The 15,573-nt window shown below is 70.4% G+C and carries 13 protein-coding genes and 1 pseudogene; 7 read left to right on the forward strand and 7 right to left on the reverse strand.

Annotation, left to right across the window (positions count from 1 at the left end; all coding sequences use genetic code 11):
• Positions 1-260 precede the first annotated feature (260 nt).
• Positions 261-2,093, reverse strand: a complete 1,833-nt coding sequence (locus IEZ11_RS15440) for a bifunctional metallophosphatase/5'-nucleotidase (protein WP_189263299.1) — start codon at positions 2,091-2,093, stop codon at positions 261-263.
• A 163-nt stretch (positions 2,094-2,256) separates the two neighbouring features.
• A complete protein-coding gene (locus IEZ11_RS15445; protein ID WP_189263300.1) occupies positions 2,257-3,540 on the reverse strand; it encodes an adenylosuccinate synthase in 1,284 nt (427 codons plus the stop codon).
• 197 nt (positions 3,541-3,737) lie between these two features.
• On the opposite strand from IEZ11_RS15445, the gene IEZ11_RS15450 reads away from it, so the two are divergent.
• The gene (locus IEZ11_RS15450; RefSeq protein WP_189263301.1) at positions 3,738-4,580 is read left to right on the forward strand and encodes a diacylglycerol kinase family protein; all 843 of its coding nucleotides are present in this window, start codon (positions 3,738-3,740) and stop codon (positions 4,578-4,580) included.
• Between the two features lie 4 nt (positions 4,581-4,584).
• Here IEZ11_RS15450 and IEZ11_RS15455 read toward each other — a convergent pair whose 3' ends face one another.
• The 3 genes from IEZ11_RS15455 to IEZ11_RS15465 form a co-directional block, all read right to left on the reverse strand.
• Positions 4,585-5,199 carry a Uma2 family endonuclease gene (locus tag IEZ11_RS15455; protein ID WP_189263302.1) on the reverse strand — a complete coding sequence of 205 codons (615 nt, stop codon included), beginning with the start codon at positions 5,197-5,199 and terminating at the stop codon, positions 4,585-4,587.
• Between the two features lie 35 nt (positions 5,200-5,234).
• Positions 5,235-5,999, reverse strand: a complete 765-nt coding sequence (gene eutC, locus IEZ11_RS15460) for an ethanolamine ammonia-lyase subunit EutC (protein ID WP_189263478.1) — start codon at positions 5,997-5,999, stop codon at positions 5,235-5,237.
• A 149-nt stretch (positions 6,000-6,148) separates the two neighbouring features.
• Positions 6,149-7,531 carry an ethanolamine ammonia-lyase subunit EutB gene (locus IEZ11_RS15465; protein ID WP_189263303.1) on the reverse strand — a complete coding sequence of 461 codons (1,383 nt, stop codon included), beginning with the start codon at positions 7,529-7,531 and terminating at the stop codon, positions 6,149-6,151.
• 160 nt (positions 7,532-7,691) lie between these two features.
• Here IEZ11_RS15465 and IEZ11_RS15470 point away from each other — a divergent pair, with 160 nt between their 5' ends.
• Positions 7,692-9,203 carry an APC family permease gene (locus tag IEZ11_RS15470; protein WP_189263304.1) on the forward strand — a complete coding sequence of 504 codons (1,512 nt, stop codon included), beginning with the start codon at positions 7,692-7,694 and terminating at the stop codon, positions 9,201-9,203.
• A 138-nt stretch (positions 9,204-9,341) separates the two neighbouring features.
• Here IEZ11_RS15470 and IEZ11_RS15475 read toward each other — a convergent pair whose 3' ends face one another.
• Complete coding sequence (locus IEZ11_RS15475) at positions 9,342-9,842, reverse strand: GbsR/MarR family transcriptional regulator (protein WP_189263305.1); 501 nt, start codon at positions 9,840-9,842, stop codon at positions 9,342-9,344.
• Positions 9,843-9,915: 73 nt separating this feature from the next.
• Between IEZ11_RS15475 and IEZ11_RS15480 the strand changes: the two genes are divergently transcribed.
• From IEZ11_RS15480 to IEZ11_RS15495, 4 genes are all read left to right on the forward strand, one after another.
• Positions 9,916-10,812, forward strand: coding sequence for an ABC transporter ATP-binding protein (locus IEZ11_RS15480; RefSeq protein WP_189263306.1), 897 nt, complete (start codon positions 9,916-9,918; stop codon positions 10,810-10,812).
• Complete coding sequence (locus IEZ11_RS15485; RefSeq protein WP_189263307.1) at positions 10,809-12,389, forward strand: ABC transporter permease; 1,581 nt, start codon at positions 10,809-10,811, stop codon at positions 12,387-12,389. Before IEZ11_RS15480 ends, IEZ11_RS15485 begins: the two co-directional genes overlap by 4 nt.
• Positions 12,390-12,571: 182 nt before the next feature.
• Positions 12,572-13,207, forward strand: coding sequence for a hypothetical protein (locus IEZ11_RS15490; protein ID WP_189263308.1), 636 nt, complete (start codon positions 12,572-12,574; stop codon positions 13,205-13,207).
• Positions 13,208-13,355: 148 nt separating this feature from the next.
• Entirely contained in the window at positions 13,356-14,084 is a 729-nt protein-coding gene (locus IEZ11_RS15495; protein WP_189263309.1) for a hypothetical protein, read from the forward strand.
• Between the two features lie 23 nt (positions 14,085-14,107).
• On the opposite strand, the gene IEZ11_RS15500 is transcribed toward IEZ11_RS15495, so the two are convergent.
• Positions 14,108-15,313, reverse strand: coding sequence for a cytochrome P450 (locus tag IEZ11_RS15500; protein ID WP_189263310.1), 1,206 nt, complete (start codon positions 15,311-15,313; stop codon positions 14,108-14,110).
• Between the two features lie 142 nt (positions 15,314-15,455).
• Between IEZ11_RS15500 and IEZ11_RS50790 the strand changes: the two are divergent.
• A pseudogene (locus IEZ11_RS50790) lies at positions 15,456-15,572 on the forward strand (ATP-binding protein); the annotation flags it as partial.
• Position 15,573: the final 1 nt, after the last annotated feature.

Genomic DNA, 15,573 nt, shown 5'->3' on the forward strand with positions numbered 1-15,573 from the left:
GCAACAGCCAACCGGGAGGCACCCGTTGGCCTGCTGTGACGCCATGGACGGTACCAATAACTCCGTTGACACTCAATGCGTGAAAGGCGACTGAAGAACAGCTTCTAATCGCCTCCGAAATCCTTCAGTTTTCACAGCTTTAAGATTTCACAGATGAGGTTGAATTACCTATGGGAAATGACAGGTTCCGCTTGTCGAGCAAACAAAAAAGGCGGCCCCACACGAGGTGGGACCGCCATGGACCGGCGAGCAGGCGAACGCTAGAAGACCGGCGTGCCGCCCTGGGTCAGCTTCCAGTTGGTGGCCGCGAAGGCCGACGGGTCGATGGTGCCCTTGGCCGTGGCGTAGGCGATCATCAGGTCGCGGACCTGGTTGGTGGAGCTGTAGGCGGTCTCCGCGGCGGCGATGTGCGGGTAGCCCGAGCCGCCGTTGGCGCGGTAGTTGTTGACGGCGACGACGAAGACCTGGTCGTCGGCGACGGCGGTGCCGTTGTAGCTCAGGTTCTTGATGCGCGAGCCCTCGGCCGCCGCGATGTCGATCTCGTAGTCGACGCCGGCCGCCATGTCGTACATGTAGTCCCAGAAGCTGTTGGCGTTGGTGAGGGTGGCCGTGTCCACCGCCGTGCCGGACGGGACCTGGTGGTAGTACTTCGCCGCGTACTCCAGGTAGTCCTTGAGCTGGGCGCCGGTGAGCTTCTTGCCGTACAGGGTGTTCTCGTAGACGTACAGGCCCGCCACGTCGCGGATGGTCACGTCACCGGCCGGGATGGTGGCCGTACGGCTGAAGCACGCGGCCACCGAGATCAGCGGAAGTGCGGCGTCCGCCGCCGACAGGCCCGCCTTCACCGCGTCCATCTGGACCTGCTGGATGAAGTCGATGGCGGGGACGTCCTTCCAGCAGGCCTCGGCCGTCGACATCGCCGCGGTGCAGGTGCCGATCGCGGTGTTGACGTACTTGACGACCAACTGGTGGTCGGCGGTGAGGAGTTCGGTGATCCGCGGGTCCTCGGCGACCGTGTTGCTGTTCAGGGTGGTGGCGGTCTTCTTGGTGATCTTCCAGGAGTGGTCGACCAGTTCCAGCTCGAAGTCGAAGCGGGACAGGCGGTAGCCGTAGCAGTACGGCTCGGAGAGCAGGACGTCGTCGCCGGTCTCCGCGTTCTTCACCGTGTAGGTCGGGACGTCGACGTGGGTGTGGCCGACGAGGATCGCGTCGATGCCGGGCACCTGCTCGGCGACCAGGTTCGACGCGTTCTCCACGTAGGGGAGTTCGTCGCCCCACGAGGTCGAGCCGTCCAGGCCCGAGTGGTCGGTGAGGAAGACGACGTCGCAGCCGAGGGCGCGCAGCCGCGGCACGTACTTCTTCGCCTGCTCCACCAGGCCCGTGAAGGCCATCTTCCCGGAGACGTTGTCCTTGTCCCACAGGGCGATGCCCGGGTTGGTGAGGCCGAGGATGCCGACCTTGATGTCGGGGCCGTGCGGGACCTTGATGTGCTTGACGGTGTAGGGCCGGAAGGCCGGCTTCAGCGTCTTGGCGTCCAGGGCGTTGGCGCCGAGCAGCGGGAAGTCGCACTGCTTCTCGAAGGTGCGGACGACCTCGATGCCGTAGTTGAACTCGTGGTTGCCGAGGGCCGCCGCGTCGTAGCGCATCTCGTTCATGGCGATCGCCATGGGGTGCTTGGGACCGCGCTTGCCGTTCTTGCCGGTGATCGGGTCGACGCTCGCGAAGTAGGAGGCGAGCGAGGTGCCCTGGATGATGTCGCCGGCGTCGACGAGCAGGACCCGGTCCGCGCCCTTCTCCTTGCGGATGTTCTTCACCAGGGTGGCGATACGGGCGATGCCGTAGGTGTTGCCCTTGGAGTCCACGGGCGCCGCGTTGGTGTAGTAGTCCCAGTTGAAGACGTGGCTGTGCAGGTCGGTGGTGCCCAGGATGGAGAAGCTCCAGGTCTTGGGCGCCTTCGGCGGCTTGGCGTGGCCGTGGCCCGCCTCGGCGGCCTGGGCGGTGCCGGTACCGACGGTTCCCGCGACGGCCACGGCGGCGCCGGTGACGGCCGACTTCTGCACGAACTCACGGCGGTTCATGGGATTGACGGGCATTCAGGACTCCTGGAAAGGCGCAGAGGACGGGTGTGGCATGCGGGCCGCGGCGGGCTACCCGCGTAGATGCTGACCCTCACCCGTTACCGGCGTAACCACGGATGACCCAAGGGCCGGTCAAGGATTCCCAAGACCGGCCCAAATGAGTCCTGCAACCGCCGCTCTAGAGGAACGAGTTGATCTCGATCGTCTCGTCGCGGCCCGGACCCACGCCGATCGCGGAGATCGGGGCGCCGGACATCTCCTCCAGCGCCTTGACGTAGTCCTGCGCGTTCTTCGGCAGGTCCGCGAAGGACTTGGCCTTGGTGATGTCCTCGGACCAGCCGGGCAGGTTCTCGTAGATCGGCTTCGCGTGGTGGAAGTCGGTCTGGGAGTACGGGAGTTCCTCGACGCGCTTGCCGTCGATCTCGTACGCCACACAGACCGGGATCTGCTCCCAGCCCGTGAGGACGTCGAGCTTGGTGAGGAAGAAGTCGGTCAGGCCGTTCACGCGGGTCGCGTAGCGGGCGATGACCGCGTCGAACCAGCCGCAGCGGCGGTCCCGGCCCGTCGTCACACCCCGCTCGCCGCCGATGCGGCGCAGCGCGGCGCCGTCCTCGTCGAAGAGCTCGGTCGGGAACGGACCGGCGCCGACCCGGGTCGTGTACGCCTTGAGGATGCCGATGACCCGGGTGATCTTCGTCGGGCCGACACCGGAGCCGGTGCAGGCGCCGCCCGCGGTCGGGTTCGAGGACGTGACGAACGGGTACGTGCCGTGGTCGATGTCGAGGAGCGTGCCCTGGCCGCCCTCGAAGAGGACCACCTTGTCCTCCTCCAGGGCCTGGTTGAGGACCAGGACCGTGTCGGCGACGTACGGAGCGAGCTTCTCCGCGTAGCCGAGCAGCTCCTCGACGACCTGCTCGATCGCGATCGCGCGCCGGTTGTAGAGCTTGGTGAGCATCTGGTTCTTGACGTCGAGGGCCGCCTCGACCTTCTGGGTCAGGATCGACTCGTCGTAGAGGTCCTGGACCCGGATGCCGACCCGGTTGATCTTGTCGGCGTAGGTCGGCCCGATACCGCGCCCCGTCGTACCGATCTTCCGCTTTCCGAGGAAGCGTTCCGTCACCTTGTCGACGGTCACGTGGTACGGCGTGATGATGTGCGCGTTACCGCTGATCATGAGCTTGGACGTGTCGACGCCACGCTCGTTCAGACCGCTCAGCTCGGAGAGCAGGACCGACGGGTCGACGACGACACCGTTGCCGATGACCGGGACACACGTGGGCGAGAGGATTCCGGAAGGGAGCAGGTGCAGTGCGTACTTCTGGTCGCCCACGACGACCGTGTGGCCGGCGTTGTTGCCACCCTGGTAACGCACCACGTAATCGACGGATCCGCCTAGCAGGTCCGTCGCCTTTCCCTTGCCTTCGTCACCCCACTGAGCACCGAGCAGCACAAGTGCGGGCACGCGCGTACACCCCTTCCGGGCGGGGCATGTCCAAGGTCAGGGGCGTACGCGTAAGGTTCGTCGCCGCGTACCACCGCGACCGTCGTTGGCCGCACAACCGTCGGACCGGATGCCCCGGAATAGACGAAGCCCCTGGCGCAATAGCGCAAGGGGCTCTTGCACAGTGATGCTACCCGAGGAAGCGAGGCACGACCGAGGTGGCGACATTCGCGACGTCCGATCAGCTGCTGGTGATCATCGATCCGGCGGCACGGCAGACGGACGGTGAGTCCGTCCGGATCGCGAAAGACGTGCTCAGCGCGGGTGCGGCATCGAAGGTGTGCATGCCGGAGGGCCCCGAGGAATTCGCCCGCGTACTGGCCCGCCGGGGCTCACGCCGACCGGTGGTGGTCGGCGACGACAGCGCCCTGGTGCGTGCGGTGACCCTGCTGCACCGGCGCCGGGAGCTGGCGGGATGCGTGCTGTCGATGGTCCCGGTCGGGGGCCCGCTGGGCGTCGCGCACGCGCTGGGGGTGCCCACCGGCGCGGTGGCGGCGGCGCGGGCGGTCCTGGACGGGGTGGAGCGCCGGATGGACCTCCTCGTCGACGACAGCGACGGGGTGGTGCTGGGCGCGCTGCGGATCCCGCCGCTGACGGCCGTGGCGGAGGCTCCGGTGCCGGTGCCGGCCCGCGGGTGGCTGCGGCCGTACCAGCACCTCGTACGCTCCCTGTCGGCGCGCCCCGCCCCGGTCCCGGCCGTGCCCGGTCCGCCCGCGCGGCTGCGGGTGGAGGTCGACGGCCGGACGGTGGTGGACCTGGACCAGCCGGTGGAGGGCATCTCGGTGACCCCGGGCGGCCGCGACGGCCTCGCCGAGGTGGAGGTACGCCCGCTGTCCGTGGGCGCGGAGGCGACCCCGCTGCGGGCCGCGGGGCGGACGGTGACGGTGACGGGCGCGGACTTCCGCTACCGGGCGGACGGCGGGGTGGCGGGGCCGGTACGGCGGCGCACGTGGCGCGTGGTGGAGGGGGCTTGGGGGCTCACGGTGCCGGGGGTGGGGTGAGCCGTCACGCCTCGTCGGGTTCGTCGTCCGCTTCTGGGCGCTGGAAGCCAGAGGTGTCGAGTGTGCAGTCGAACGGCTCGGGCATCGGCAGCTTCTCGCCGAACGGCATCGTGCAGTGTGACTCGTAGCCCTTGGCCGAGGGCGTCCAGTACACAGTGGCCCGTTCTTCCTGCATGTCGAGGACGAGGTAGACCGGGATGCCTGCCCCGCCGTAGACACGAACCTTGTCAGTCAGATCGTCGTTGCGGGTGGAAGTGGAGGTCAGCTCAGCGACGAACGAGAGGGCCTCTCCGTCCAAGCGGTTGCTGGTCGTCCTGAACGCCTGTCGAGGGGCCGCATGGATGTCCGGCCCGTATGCCCGCTCGTCCCCCGGAAAGACGTAGAGAAACGGGCCGACGCTGATGCGGTGCCCTTGGGGCAGATGCGGCCGCAACTGATCGCAAATCAGCTCCATCGGGTCTTGGTAGTACCCCTTCGACCACGGCGACAAGACGATGCTCCCCCTGATGATCTCGGCCCTGTAGCCGGGCACGTCCAACTCGTCGAGGGTGTCCAGCAGATCCTCGAAGCTGTCGGGCTCGGTGCCGCTTATCGTCGGTCGCTCAGTCATCAACGTCATGATGCGCCCTCCCCCTCAGCTTGACCAGCCGCCACTCAGAGTATCCGATCGGTCACCTCTCCGTGATCGCTTTCGTCCTTCAGCCCCACCCCCGTCCGCCCCAGCTCCCGCGCCCTTCCCATCAGTGCCGCCAGCTTCTCCGCCGCCGTCTCGTAGTCCAGGCCCCGCGGCGGGCGGATGTTGCTCAGGCAGTTGCGGTCGGCGTCCGTCGTCACGCCCGGCACCGGCCGGTGGGTGAGGTACGCGCCCAGGGAGTCGGCCGCCGACATGCCGGGGCGTTCGCCGACGAGGACGACCACCATCGTGGCGTCCATCGCCGCCGCGACGTCGTCACCGAGGGCCACCCGGGCCTGTTCGGCGAGGACGACCGGCGCGATCCGCCAGCCCGTCAGCCGGGCCGCCGTCGCCCGCACCATCGCCGCCGCGTGCTCGTGCACGGCCCGGCTGGACAGCCCGTCGGCGACCACGAAGACGACGTCCGGGTCACCGCCGCGCGGCAGGTGCGCCCGGTCCACGGGGTCGAGCCGCCGTCCCAGGTCGGGGCGCTGGAGATACGTCAGCCGGTCACCGGCCGCGCTGCGCACCCGTACCGTCGGCATCCCGGGCAGCGCCGCCGCGACCAGGTCCGGCTCGAACGCCGAGTGCACCGCGTCCCGGGCCGCCGCGTGCGCGGCCTGGAGACCGAGCCGGTGCCGGGTGAGCAGCCCGGAACCGGAACGCCCGAGGCCGATCCGCGCCTGGGTATGACGCCGAAGCAACGGCCACAGCTCACCGAGCCCGACAGCCGCCGTACCGGCCATATCGGCTTTATCGGACATATCGGCCACGTCGACCGCGTCGGCGACAGCGGCCACGTCGGCAGTGCCGCGCACCCCTGCCCCCTCGGCCTCACCGGTCACACCCACCGCGTCGATCACCTCGGCCCTCTCGGTCACTTCGGTCGTCTCGCTCATGCGGCCAGTTCCCTTCCGATCGCGGTCAGCGGGTGGCCGGTGACCTCGCGCAGGCCGCCGGTCTCGTCCAGGAGGCCCATCGCGTCCAGCCATGCCTCGAACTCCGGGGCCGGGCGCAGGCCCAGTACCTCGCGCAGGTACAACGCGTCGTGGTACGACGCCGACTGGTAGTTGAGCATGATGTCGTCGCCGCCCGGCGTGCAGATCACGAAGGACGCGCCCGCGACGGCGAGCATGGTCAGCATGGTGGCGATGTCGTCGTCATCGGCGTCGGCGTGGTTCGTGTAGCAGATGTCCAGGCCCATCGGCAGGCCGAGGAGCTTGCCGCAGAAGTGGTCCTCCAGGGCGGCCCGCAGGATCTGCCGGCCGTCGTAGAGGTACTCGGGGCCGATGAAGCCGACGACGGTGTTCACCAGCAGGGGGCGGTAGCGGCGGGCCACCGCGTACGCCCTCGCCTCCACCGTCTGCTGGTCCACACCGTGGTGCGCGGCCGCCGACAGGGCGCTGCCCTGCCCGGTCTCGAAGTACATGACGTGGTCGCCGACCGTGCCCCGCCGCAGTCCGCGCGCCGCCTCGTACGCCTCGTCCAGGAGCCCCAGCGTCACGCCGAAGGAGGCGTTCGCGGCCTGGGTGCCGGCGATCGACTGGAAGACCAGGTCGACCGGGGCGCCGCGCTCCATCAGGTCCACGCTCGTGGTGACGTGGCAGAGCACGCAGGACTGGGTGGGGATCGAGTAGCGGGTGATCACGCCGTCCAGGAGCTCCAGCAGGTCGCGGACCGCCTTCGGGCTGTCGGTCGCCGGGTTGATGCCGATGACCGCGTCGCCGGAGCCGAGGAGCAGGCCGTCGAGCAGGGCGGCGGCCACCCCCGCCGGGTCGTCGGTGGGGTGGTTGGGCTGAAGGCGGGTGGCGAGGCGGCCGGGCAGGCCGATCGTGGAGCGGAACGCGGTGACCACCCGTACCTTGCGGGCGACGGCCACCAGGTCCGCGTTCCCCATCAGCTTGGACACCGCGGCGGCCATCTCCGGCGTCACCCCCGGCGCCACCGCGGCCAGCGCCCCGGTGTCCGCCGCCAGCAGCCACTCCCGGAACCCGCCGACCGTCAGCCCGGCGAGGGGCGCGAAGGCGGCCGTGTCGTGGGTGTCCAGGATCAGCCGGGTCACGTCGTCGTCCTCGTACGGGATCACCGGCTCGGTCAGGAAGGTCGCGAGCGGCACCTCGGCGAGCGCCCAGCGCGCCGCGACCCGCTCCCGCGCGCTCGCGGCGGCGAGCCCGGCCAGCCGGTCGCCGGAGCGTTCCGGGCTCGCGGCGGCCAGCAGGCGGGCCAGGGAGTCGAAGCGGTGGCGTTCGCCGCCGAGGGTGGCCGTGTACGTGGTCATGACGGCGACCGTACGAGCCGGGTGTTGCCGACAGGTTGCGTCCGAGTTCTAAAGGTCTGGTTGACAAACATTTAACGCCCGGACGCCGTCTGCCGACTCATTCGGCAGACAGAGTTCCGGTTCGGTACAGCCAGCGAACAGCAGGAGAGGGGCCACCCCGATGGCAGTGGACGAGGGAGTCGCCCCGGCGACGGAAACAAGCGGCGAGAGTACGGTTCACCGGCTCAAGCCCAACGCGATCGGTCTGCTCGGGGTGGTCTTCATGGCCGTCGCGACCGCCGCGCCGATCACCGCCATGACGGGCAACGTGCCCTTCATGGTGTCGTCGGGCAACGGCATCGGCGCCCCGGCGAGCTATCTCGTCGCAATGGTCGTCCTGGCGATCTTTTCCGTCGGCTTCACCTCGATGGCGAAGCACATCACGTCGACGGGCGCCTTCTACGGCTTCATCTCCTACGGGCTCGGCCGCACCGCGGGCCTCGCGTCGGGGCTGCTCGCCACCTTCGCGTACGTCGTCTTCGAGCCGGCGCTGATCGGTATCTTCTCGGTCTTCGCCAACACAACCCTGAAGGACCAGACCGGACTTGACGTCCCGTGGTGGGCGTTCGCGATCCTGATGCTCGCCATCAACGCGACCGGCACCTGGTTCGGCGTCAGCGTCGCCGAGAAGCTCCTCGTCGTCCTCCTCGGCACCGAGGTGACCGTCCTCGCGGCGATGGCCGTCTCGGTCGCCCTGCACGGCGGCGGCCCGCACGGCTTCACCTTCGGTCCGGTCAACCCGGTCAACGCCTTCAAGGGCACCTCGGCCGGCCTCGGCCTCTTCTTCGCCTTCTGGTCCTGGGTCGGCTTCGAGTCCACGGCGATGTACGGCGAGGAGTCCCGGGACCCGAAGAAGATCATCCCCAAGGCGACGATGATCTCGGTCCTCGGCGTCGGTGTCTTCTACGTCTTCGTCTCCTGGATGGCCATCATCGGCAACGGCGAGACGGAGGCCGTGAAGGCCGCCTCCTCCTCGAACCCGCTGGCCCTCTTCTTCAACCCGACCGAGCACTACGTCGGCCACTGGGCGGTCGTCCTCATGCAGTGGCTGATGATCACCGGCTCACTGGCCTGCGGCATGGCCTTCCACAACTGCGCCGCCCGCTACATGTACGCGCTGGGCCGCGAGGGTGTCCTGCCCAGGCTCCAGAACACCGTCGGCCGCACCCACCACCGGCACGGCTCCCCGCACATCGCGGGCCTGGTGCAGACACTGATCTCCGCCGTCCTGATCGCCGCGTTCTGGGTCGCGGGCAAGGACCCGTACAACGCCCTCTACGTCCTGCTCGCCATCCTCGGCACCATGGCGATCCTGGTCGTGCAGGCGGTCTGCTCGTTCGCGGTGCTGGTCTACTTCCGCAAGAACCACCCCGAGAGCCGGCACTGGTTCAAGACCTTCACCGCCCCGCTGATCGGCGGCGTCGCGATGCTCGCCGTGGTCGTCCTGCTGGTGTCCAACATGGGCGTCGCGGCCGGCGCGGAGTCCGGCTCGCTGCTGCTGAAGGCGACGCCGTGGCTGGTGGCCCTGGTGGCGGCGACGGGCGTCGGCTACGCGCAGTACCTCAAGCACCGGGCACCGGAGCGGTACGCGCTGCTGGGGCGGACGGTGCTGGAGGAGACGAAGGAACGCTGAACGCCGCCCCTTCGGAGGCGCGGGGAACTGCGCGCCCGGCCACGACGCTCCCGCAGGAACGTACCCACCTGCGGCCCGGCGGTGGGCTGGTCGCGCAGTTCCTCCCCCAGCCTTCGGCCGGGGGTACCCCCAGCGCCCCTAAAGGGGCGCGCTGCCGAACCGTTCTTCCCTGTGGGCCCGCCAGCGCTCCATCATCGCCGCGACCTCCGCGTCCACGAACTCGAAGAAGGCGAGCGTCTCGCTCAGCCGCCGCCCCGCCGGGGACTCGGCACCGAGGCTGCTCACACCCTCCCGCAGGGCACCCTCCCACCGCTTGATCACGGCTTCCCGGTTGGTGAGCGCCTCGTACCACTGGTCGCTGTGCACCCGGTACCGCTCCCGCCGCGAGCCCGGCTCCCGCTCGCGCGCGACCATGTGCTGCTGCGCCAGGTAGCGCACCCCGCCGGACACCGCCGCCGGGCTGACCTGGAGCTGTTCCCCCAGTTCCGCCGAGGTCAGGGTGCCCGAGTCGGAGGACAGCAGGGCCGCGAAGATACGGGCCGGCATCCGCTGCATCCCGGCCTCCACGAGCTGTGCCGCGAAGGACTCGACGAACTTCGACACGGCCTCCGCGTCCCGGCCGCCGGCTGTTTCCGTCATGGGCTCACCCTATCCGAGCTTCAGACGATTCCTTAACTTCACAATTTTCTGAAAGAAGCGTACGTTCTGAACCATGACGAAGGCCATCACGGTCGCCGGACTCCACAGGTCCTTCGGCCGCAACCGCGCCCTGACCGGCCTCGACCTGACCGTCGAGACCGGTGAGGTGCACGGCTTCCTCGGTCCCAACGGCGCCGGGAAGTCGACCACGATCCGGGTGCTGCTCGGCCTGCTGCGCGCCGACTCGGGCGCCGCGCGGATCCTCGGCCGCGATCCCTGGACGGACGCCGTGGAGGTGCACCGCCGGATCGCCTACGTCCCCGGAGACGTCACCCTCTGGCGCAACCTCTCGGGCGGCGAGGTCATCGACCTCTACGGCAGGCTGCGCGGCGGCCTGGACGCGCGCCGCCGCGCCGAACTGGTCGACCGCTTCGAACTGGACCCCACGAAAAAGGGCCGCACGTACTCCAAGGGCAACCGGCAGAAGGTCGCCCTGGTGGCCGCCTTCGCCTCCGACGCCGACCTGCTGATCCTCGACGAACCGACCTCCGGCCTCGACCCCCTGATGGAGGAGGTCTTCCAGCGCTGCGTGGCGGAGGAGCGCGACCGGGGCCGTACGGTCCTGCTCTCCTCGCACATCCTCAGCGAGGTCGAGGAACTCTGCGACCGCGTCAGCATCATCCGGGACGGCCGGACCGTCGAGTCCGGCTCCCTCGCCGACCTGCGCCACCTCACCCGCACCAGCGTGACCGCCGAACTCGCGGGCCCGCCAGACGGGTTGGCACACCTCCCCGGCGTCCACGACCTCGACGTGCAGGGCCGGCGCATCCGGCTCCAGGTCGACACCGGCCAGCTCACCGCCGTACTCCGCGCGCTCTCCGAGACCGGCGTCCGCTCCCTCACCTCCACGCCACCGACCCTGGAGGAGCTGTTCCTGCGCCACTACCAGGACGAGGCGGCCGCACGATGAGCGCCCTCACCGGCCTCACCGGCACCGGCACCCTGCTGCGCTTCGCCCTCCGCCGCGACCGCGTGACGACCCCGGTGTGGATCGCGGTCAACGCGCTGATGGTCCTCTCCATGCCGAACACCCTGCGCACCCTTTACGGCACGGCGGCCGAACGCTCCGATCTGGTGAGCCAGTTGCAGACCAACGCCGCCTTCCGCGCCCTGATCGGCCCGCTGTACGGCACCTCGCTCGGCGGCCTGACGGCGTGGCGGGTGGGTGTGTACGCCGGTCTTCTCACCGCCGTGACCAGCCTGCTCGTCGTCGTCCGCCACACCCGCGACGAGGAGGAGTCCGGCCGGGCGGAACTCGTGGTGTCGGGCGCGGTGGGCCGCGGGGCGTCGTTGGCCGCGGCCCTGCTGGCGGCGGGGGCGGCCAACGGGGTGGTGGCCCTGCTCGTCACCGTCGGCCTGGCGGGGCAGGGGGCGGCCGGGGCGCTCGCCTTCGGCCTCGGCCTGGCCGCGACCGGCATGGTGTTCGCGACGACGGCGGCGATCGCCGCCCAGCTCACCGAGAGCGCCCGCCTGGCGCGGGGCCTGACCGCCGCCGTCCTGGGCGCGGCCTTCGTGCTCCGCGCGGCGGGCGACGCGGCGACGGCCGACGGGTCGTCGGTATGGACGTGGTTCTCCCCTCTCGGCTGGCTGGAGAACCTCCGCCCCTTCGCCGCCGAACGCTGGTGGGTACTGCTCCTGTTCACGGCCGCGGTGCTGGTACAGGCCGCGGTGGCCTACGCCTTGGCCGGACGGCGCGACCTCGGCATGAGCTTCCTCCCCACCCGCCCCGGCCCGGCCGTCGGCCGCCTCGGTTCCGCCGCCGGGCTCGCCTGGCGGCTCCAGCGGGGCGCCGTGCTCGGCTGGTCGCTCGGGTTCTTCCTGGCCGGGGTGGTCTTCGGCGACCTGGCCCAGGGCGCGGCCGACCTGGTCGGCGACAACGACAACGCCCGGCAGATCTTCGAGCGGATGGGCGGCCGGAGCGGGCTGACGGACGCGTTCCTCGCCTCGATGGCCGGGATACTGGGCCTGGTCGCCGCGCTGTACGTCGTCGCGTCCGTCCTCCGCCTGAGCAGCGAGGAGACCTCGGGCCGCGCCGAGCCCCTCCTGGCCTGCCAGGTGAGCCGCCTGCGCTGGGCGGCCGGCCATCTGACGATCGCCTTCGGCGGCGCGGCCCTGCTCATGCTGCTCGCCGGGACGGGCCTCGCGGTCGGCTACGGCAGGCGGGCCGGGCCGGTCCTGGTCGCCTGCCTGGTACAGCTCCCGGCGGTATGGGTGATCGGCGGCCTGGCGCTGCTCCTGTACGGCGTGGCACCTCGTCTCTGCGTCCCCGCCTCCTGGGGCGTCGCGGTGGCGGTGCTGCTGATCGGCTGGGTCGGCCCGGCGCTGAACGCCCCGCAACTCGTCCTGGACCTCTCCCCGTTCGGCCACCTGCCCAAGCTGCCGGGCGGCGGGATGGAGTGGGGGCCGGTGGCGGCCCTGCTCGGGCTGGCAGCGGTACTGGCGGGTGCGGGGCTGGCGGGGCTGCGGAGGCGGGACCTCACGGTCTGAGGGGCGGGCGGGGTGCAGCCGTCCGACGGCCCGCCCGCCGGGTCTTCCCGCCCGTCACGGACACACGCGGGACGGACGACGGGCGTTGCCGGACGGCGTGGCCGGGGGCCGGACCGCAGCGCCCGACACAACCACCGTTCAGGGCAGGGCAATTGGCGGCAAGAGGTGGTGTACTGCAATACATGCGGCTTACGCGCGATACGCGGGACACGCTGCTCATGGGTGCGGCCGCCGGAGGGTTCCCGGCGGTGCTCCTCCTCGTCACCGAGTTGTTCGTGCGCATGCCGTGGCAGTGGAAGGTGCCCCTCCCCGCCGCCGCATTCGTGTTCGGGCTTCTGTTCGCCGCCATGTCGATGGGCGACGAGGAGCGCGCCGCGGACCGGCGGGAGAACAGCCGCGTGATCCTGCTCGCCTGGGCATGCCTCAACGGGGGGCGTTGCGCGACCGACCGGGCGGCGTTCACCGCCGACGGGGAAGGGTGGGAGCTGCCGGCAAGCCCGCACTTTCGCGGCTCGCTGCTGGCCGTGGGCCACCGGGACGGTGTCGAGGTGGGCATCAGCTGCTCCACGCACCGGGACCCCGAGACGGGCTCCGATCAGCCCATGACGGTCCTGGTCCGCCTCTCCGAGGAACGGTCGCCCGCACGGGTGCACCACCGGAAGATCCACCGACTGGGCCTGGGGCAGCACGTGGAGTCGGTGGCGATGGACGGCCGGGAGCTGTGGGTGCGGTTCGAGGGCTGGCCGAGTGATTTCACGGAGCTGAACGCGCAGGTCGACGCAGCCGTTCGGCTGGCGGCGAGGACGCAGGAGACGTGACGCGGACGCCGACTCCGCCGCCGGCTCGGCTCCCGGCGAGGAGACGCCCGGTGTGTGGCAGATCGCGCCGATGACGAGCGGACCTGGCCGGTGCGAAGCTGTTGAGGACATGTCGTAGCGTCACGTCAGCGTGTCGGCAGGTGGTCTTGTGAAGGCAGAGTCAGCCGGCATGCTCGTCGCCGCCTCGGTGCAGGACTCGTCGGCGTCGGCAGCGCGCGGTGTCGCGACCATGGCGCTGCTCGTGGTGGGCCTGGGGGTGATGGTCGCGGGGTTCATCATCGGCGAGGACTCCGCGGACGGCGATCGCGCGTGGCTGGTCTGGCTCTGGTGCGGGTTTTCGCTGATCGGGGCGGCGACCGCGCTCGTCTCCCTAGTCGTCGCCTTCTGGTACGCGGTGGTCTGCGCCGGGGGCGCCCTGCTCCTGGCGGCCCTGCGGGGGCTGTTCCTGCTGTGGGAACTCGCCGCCGAAGTCGCCGAAGACAGTCCGCTGCCCTACGGCTTCAGCGGCGTCGGCGTCGGCGCCGTCTGCCTTGCCGGGGCCGTCGTCGGTGCCGTGACGGGTCACCCCTGGCCGGCGCTGTTCGCACTCGCCGCCGGCGTCACGCTGATCGGTCTGGCCGCCCTGTTTCTCGTTGAAAAGGGCTGTTCGGAGCTGACACGGGGTCAGGCGACGGCCGTCTTCACCGTCGGATTGCCCGTGACCCTGCTCGGCGGTCTCGCCCTGCTCGTCCTCGGACCGCTCGTGGCGCTGACCACCTCCGGGGACGTCTTCCACCGAGTGCTCTACGGCGGGGTCATCGCCGCCTTCGGGGGACACGGGCTCTGGGCCTCCGGCGAACTCTCCACCCTCCACGACCGGTACCGCGAAACCTCATGAGGTGACCACTGCGGGCAGAACAGCTAGCCCACCGTCACCCGCAGCCCCTCCAGCCCCCGGATCACGAAGTTCGGCTTCCGGTCCGGCTCGGCCGCCAGGGTCAGGGTCGGCGCCCGTTCCAGCAACGCCGTCATGGAGGCGGCCAGTTCGATACGGGCCAGCGGGGCGCCGATGCAGTAGTGGATGCCCGCGCTGAAGGAGATGTGCGGGTTGTCGCGGCGGGTGAGGTCGAGGTGGTCGGGGCTCTCGAAGACGGCCGGGTCGTGGTTGGCGGAGCCGAAGAGCATGGCGATCTCGGCGCCGCGCGGGACCGTCGTCCCGTCGATCTCGATGTCGTCCAGCACCCAGCGTTCGAAGAGCTGGAGCGGGGTGTCGTAGCGCATCAGCTCCTCGATCGCGGTGGGGACCAGGGAGTGGTCGGCGCGGAGGGCGGCGAGCTGGGCGGGGTGGCGGAAGAGCGCGTACCAGCCGTTGACCGTGGCGTTGACGGTCGCCTCGTGACCGGCGTTGAGGAGCAGGACGGCGGTGGAGATCATCTCCTGCTCGGTGAGCCGGTCGCCCTCGTCGTGCGCCTCGATCAGCCCGGAGACCAGGTCGTCGCCGGGCTCCTTGCGCCGCTCGGCGATGAGCTCCCGCAGGTAGTCGGAGAACTCCACGGAGGCCCGGACCGCCTTCGCCGCCGTGTCCTCGGACGGGCTCAGCTCGTACATCCCGCAGATGTCCGCCGACCAGGGGCGGAGCGGGGCGCGGTCCGCCTCCGGGATACCCAGCATCTCGGCGATGACGGCGACGGGGAGGGGCTCGGCGACATCGGTGAGCAGGTCGCCGCCGCCCCGCCGGACCAGGCCGTCGACCAGCTCACCCGCGAGTTCCGCCACGTACGGCTTGAGCCGCTCGACCGTGCGCGGGGTGAACGCCTTCGACACCAGGCGGCGGATACGGGTGTGGTCCGGCGGTTCGAGGTCGAGCATGCCGTGGTCGTTGAGCGTGTGGAACGGCTCGTGCTCCGGCGCGGGCGCGGTCCGCCCGAAGTCCTCGTGCGTGAACCGGTGCTGGTACGTCCGCCCCAGCCGCCGGTCCCGCAGCAGCGCCGAGACGTCGGCGTGGTGCGGAACCAGCCACTGGTCGGTCCGCTCGAAGTACTGCACCCGGCCCCGGGCACGGAGTTCGGCATAGGAGGGGTACGGGTCGGCCAGGAAATCCGGGTCCCAGGGGTCGAAGGCTGTCATGGACGGACGTTAGACCGCCGGTCCCCTTTCTGACCAGGGGTGTCTCAGGTCACCCGGCGTGATGCTGCTCCAGTAGCTTTCGGCGGGGCCAGTAGCTTGCCGACTCCGGACCCGGGACCTGCCCGGGATCGCGGTGCGGGCCGACGGCGGCAGAGGGCTCGCCCTCGTCCGGGCCTGCTCCGACCTGTGGGGCTGGCAGCCGCTGTCCAGGTTCGGCAACCGGGGCAAGTACGTGTGGTGCGAACGTGCCGCGACGTGAG

The organism is Streptomyces fuscichromogenes (assembly GCF_014645815.1).
GTDB classification, from domain to species: Bacteria; Actinomycetota; Actinomycetes; order Streptomycetales; family Streptomycetaceae; genus Streptomyces; species Streptomyces fuscichromogenes.

What these genes read in the sequence shown, in the direction of transcription:
- IEZ11_RS15455 (WP_189263302.1), bottom strand. Translation starts at nt 5,199, where the DNA reads ATGACGTTGATGACTGAGCGACCGACGATAAGCGGCACCGAGCCCGAC.
- IEZ11_RS15470 (WP_189263304.1), top strand. Translation starts at nt 7,692, where the DNA reads ATGGCAGTGGACGAGGGAGTCGCCCCGGCGACGGAAACAAGCGGCGAG.
- IEZ11_RS15440 (WP_189263299.1), bottom strand. Translation starts at nt 2,093, where the DNA reads ATGCCCGTCAATCCCATGAACCGCCGTGAGTTCGTGCAGAAGTCGGCC.
- IEZ11_RS15475 (WP_189263305.1), bottom strand. Translation starts at nt 9,842, where the DNA reads ATGACGGAAACAGCCGGCGGCCGGGACGCGGAGGCCGTGTCGAAGTTC.
- IEZ11_RS15480 (WP_189263306.1), top strand. Translation starts at nt 9,916, where the DNA reads ATGACGAAGGCCATCACGGTCGCCGGACTCCACAGGTCCTTCGGCCGC.
- IEZ11_RS15490 (WP_189263308.1), top strand. Translation starts at nt 12,572, where the DNA reads ATGCGGCTTACGCGCGATACGCGGGACACGCTGCTCATGGGTGCGGCC.
- IEZ11_RS15500 (WP_189263310.1), bottom strand. Translation starts at nt 15,313, where the DNA reads ATGACAGCCTTCGACCCCTGGGACCCGGATTTCCTGGCCGACCCGTAC.
- IEZ11_RS15465 (WP_189263303.1), bottom strand. Translation starts at nt 7,531, where the DNA reads ATGACCACGTACACGGCCACCCTCGGCGGCGAACGCCACCGCTTCGAC.
- IEZ11_RS15485 (WP_189263307.1), top strand. Translation starts at nt 10,809, where the DNA reads ATGAGCGCCCTCACCGGCCTCACCGGCACCGGCACCCTGCTGCGCTTC.
- eutC (WP_189263478.1), bottom strand. Translation starts at nt 5,999, where the DNA reads ATGGCCGGTACGGCGGCTGTCGGGCTCGGTGAGCTGTGGCCGTTGCTT.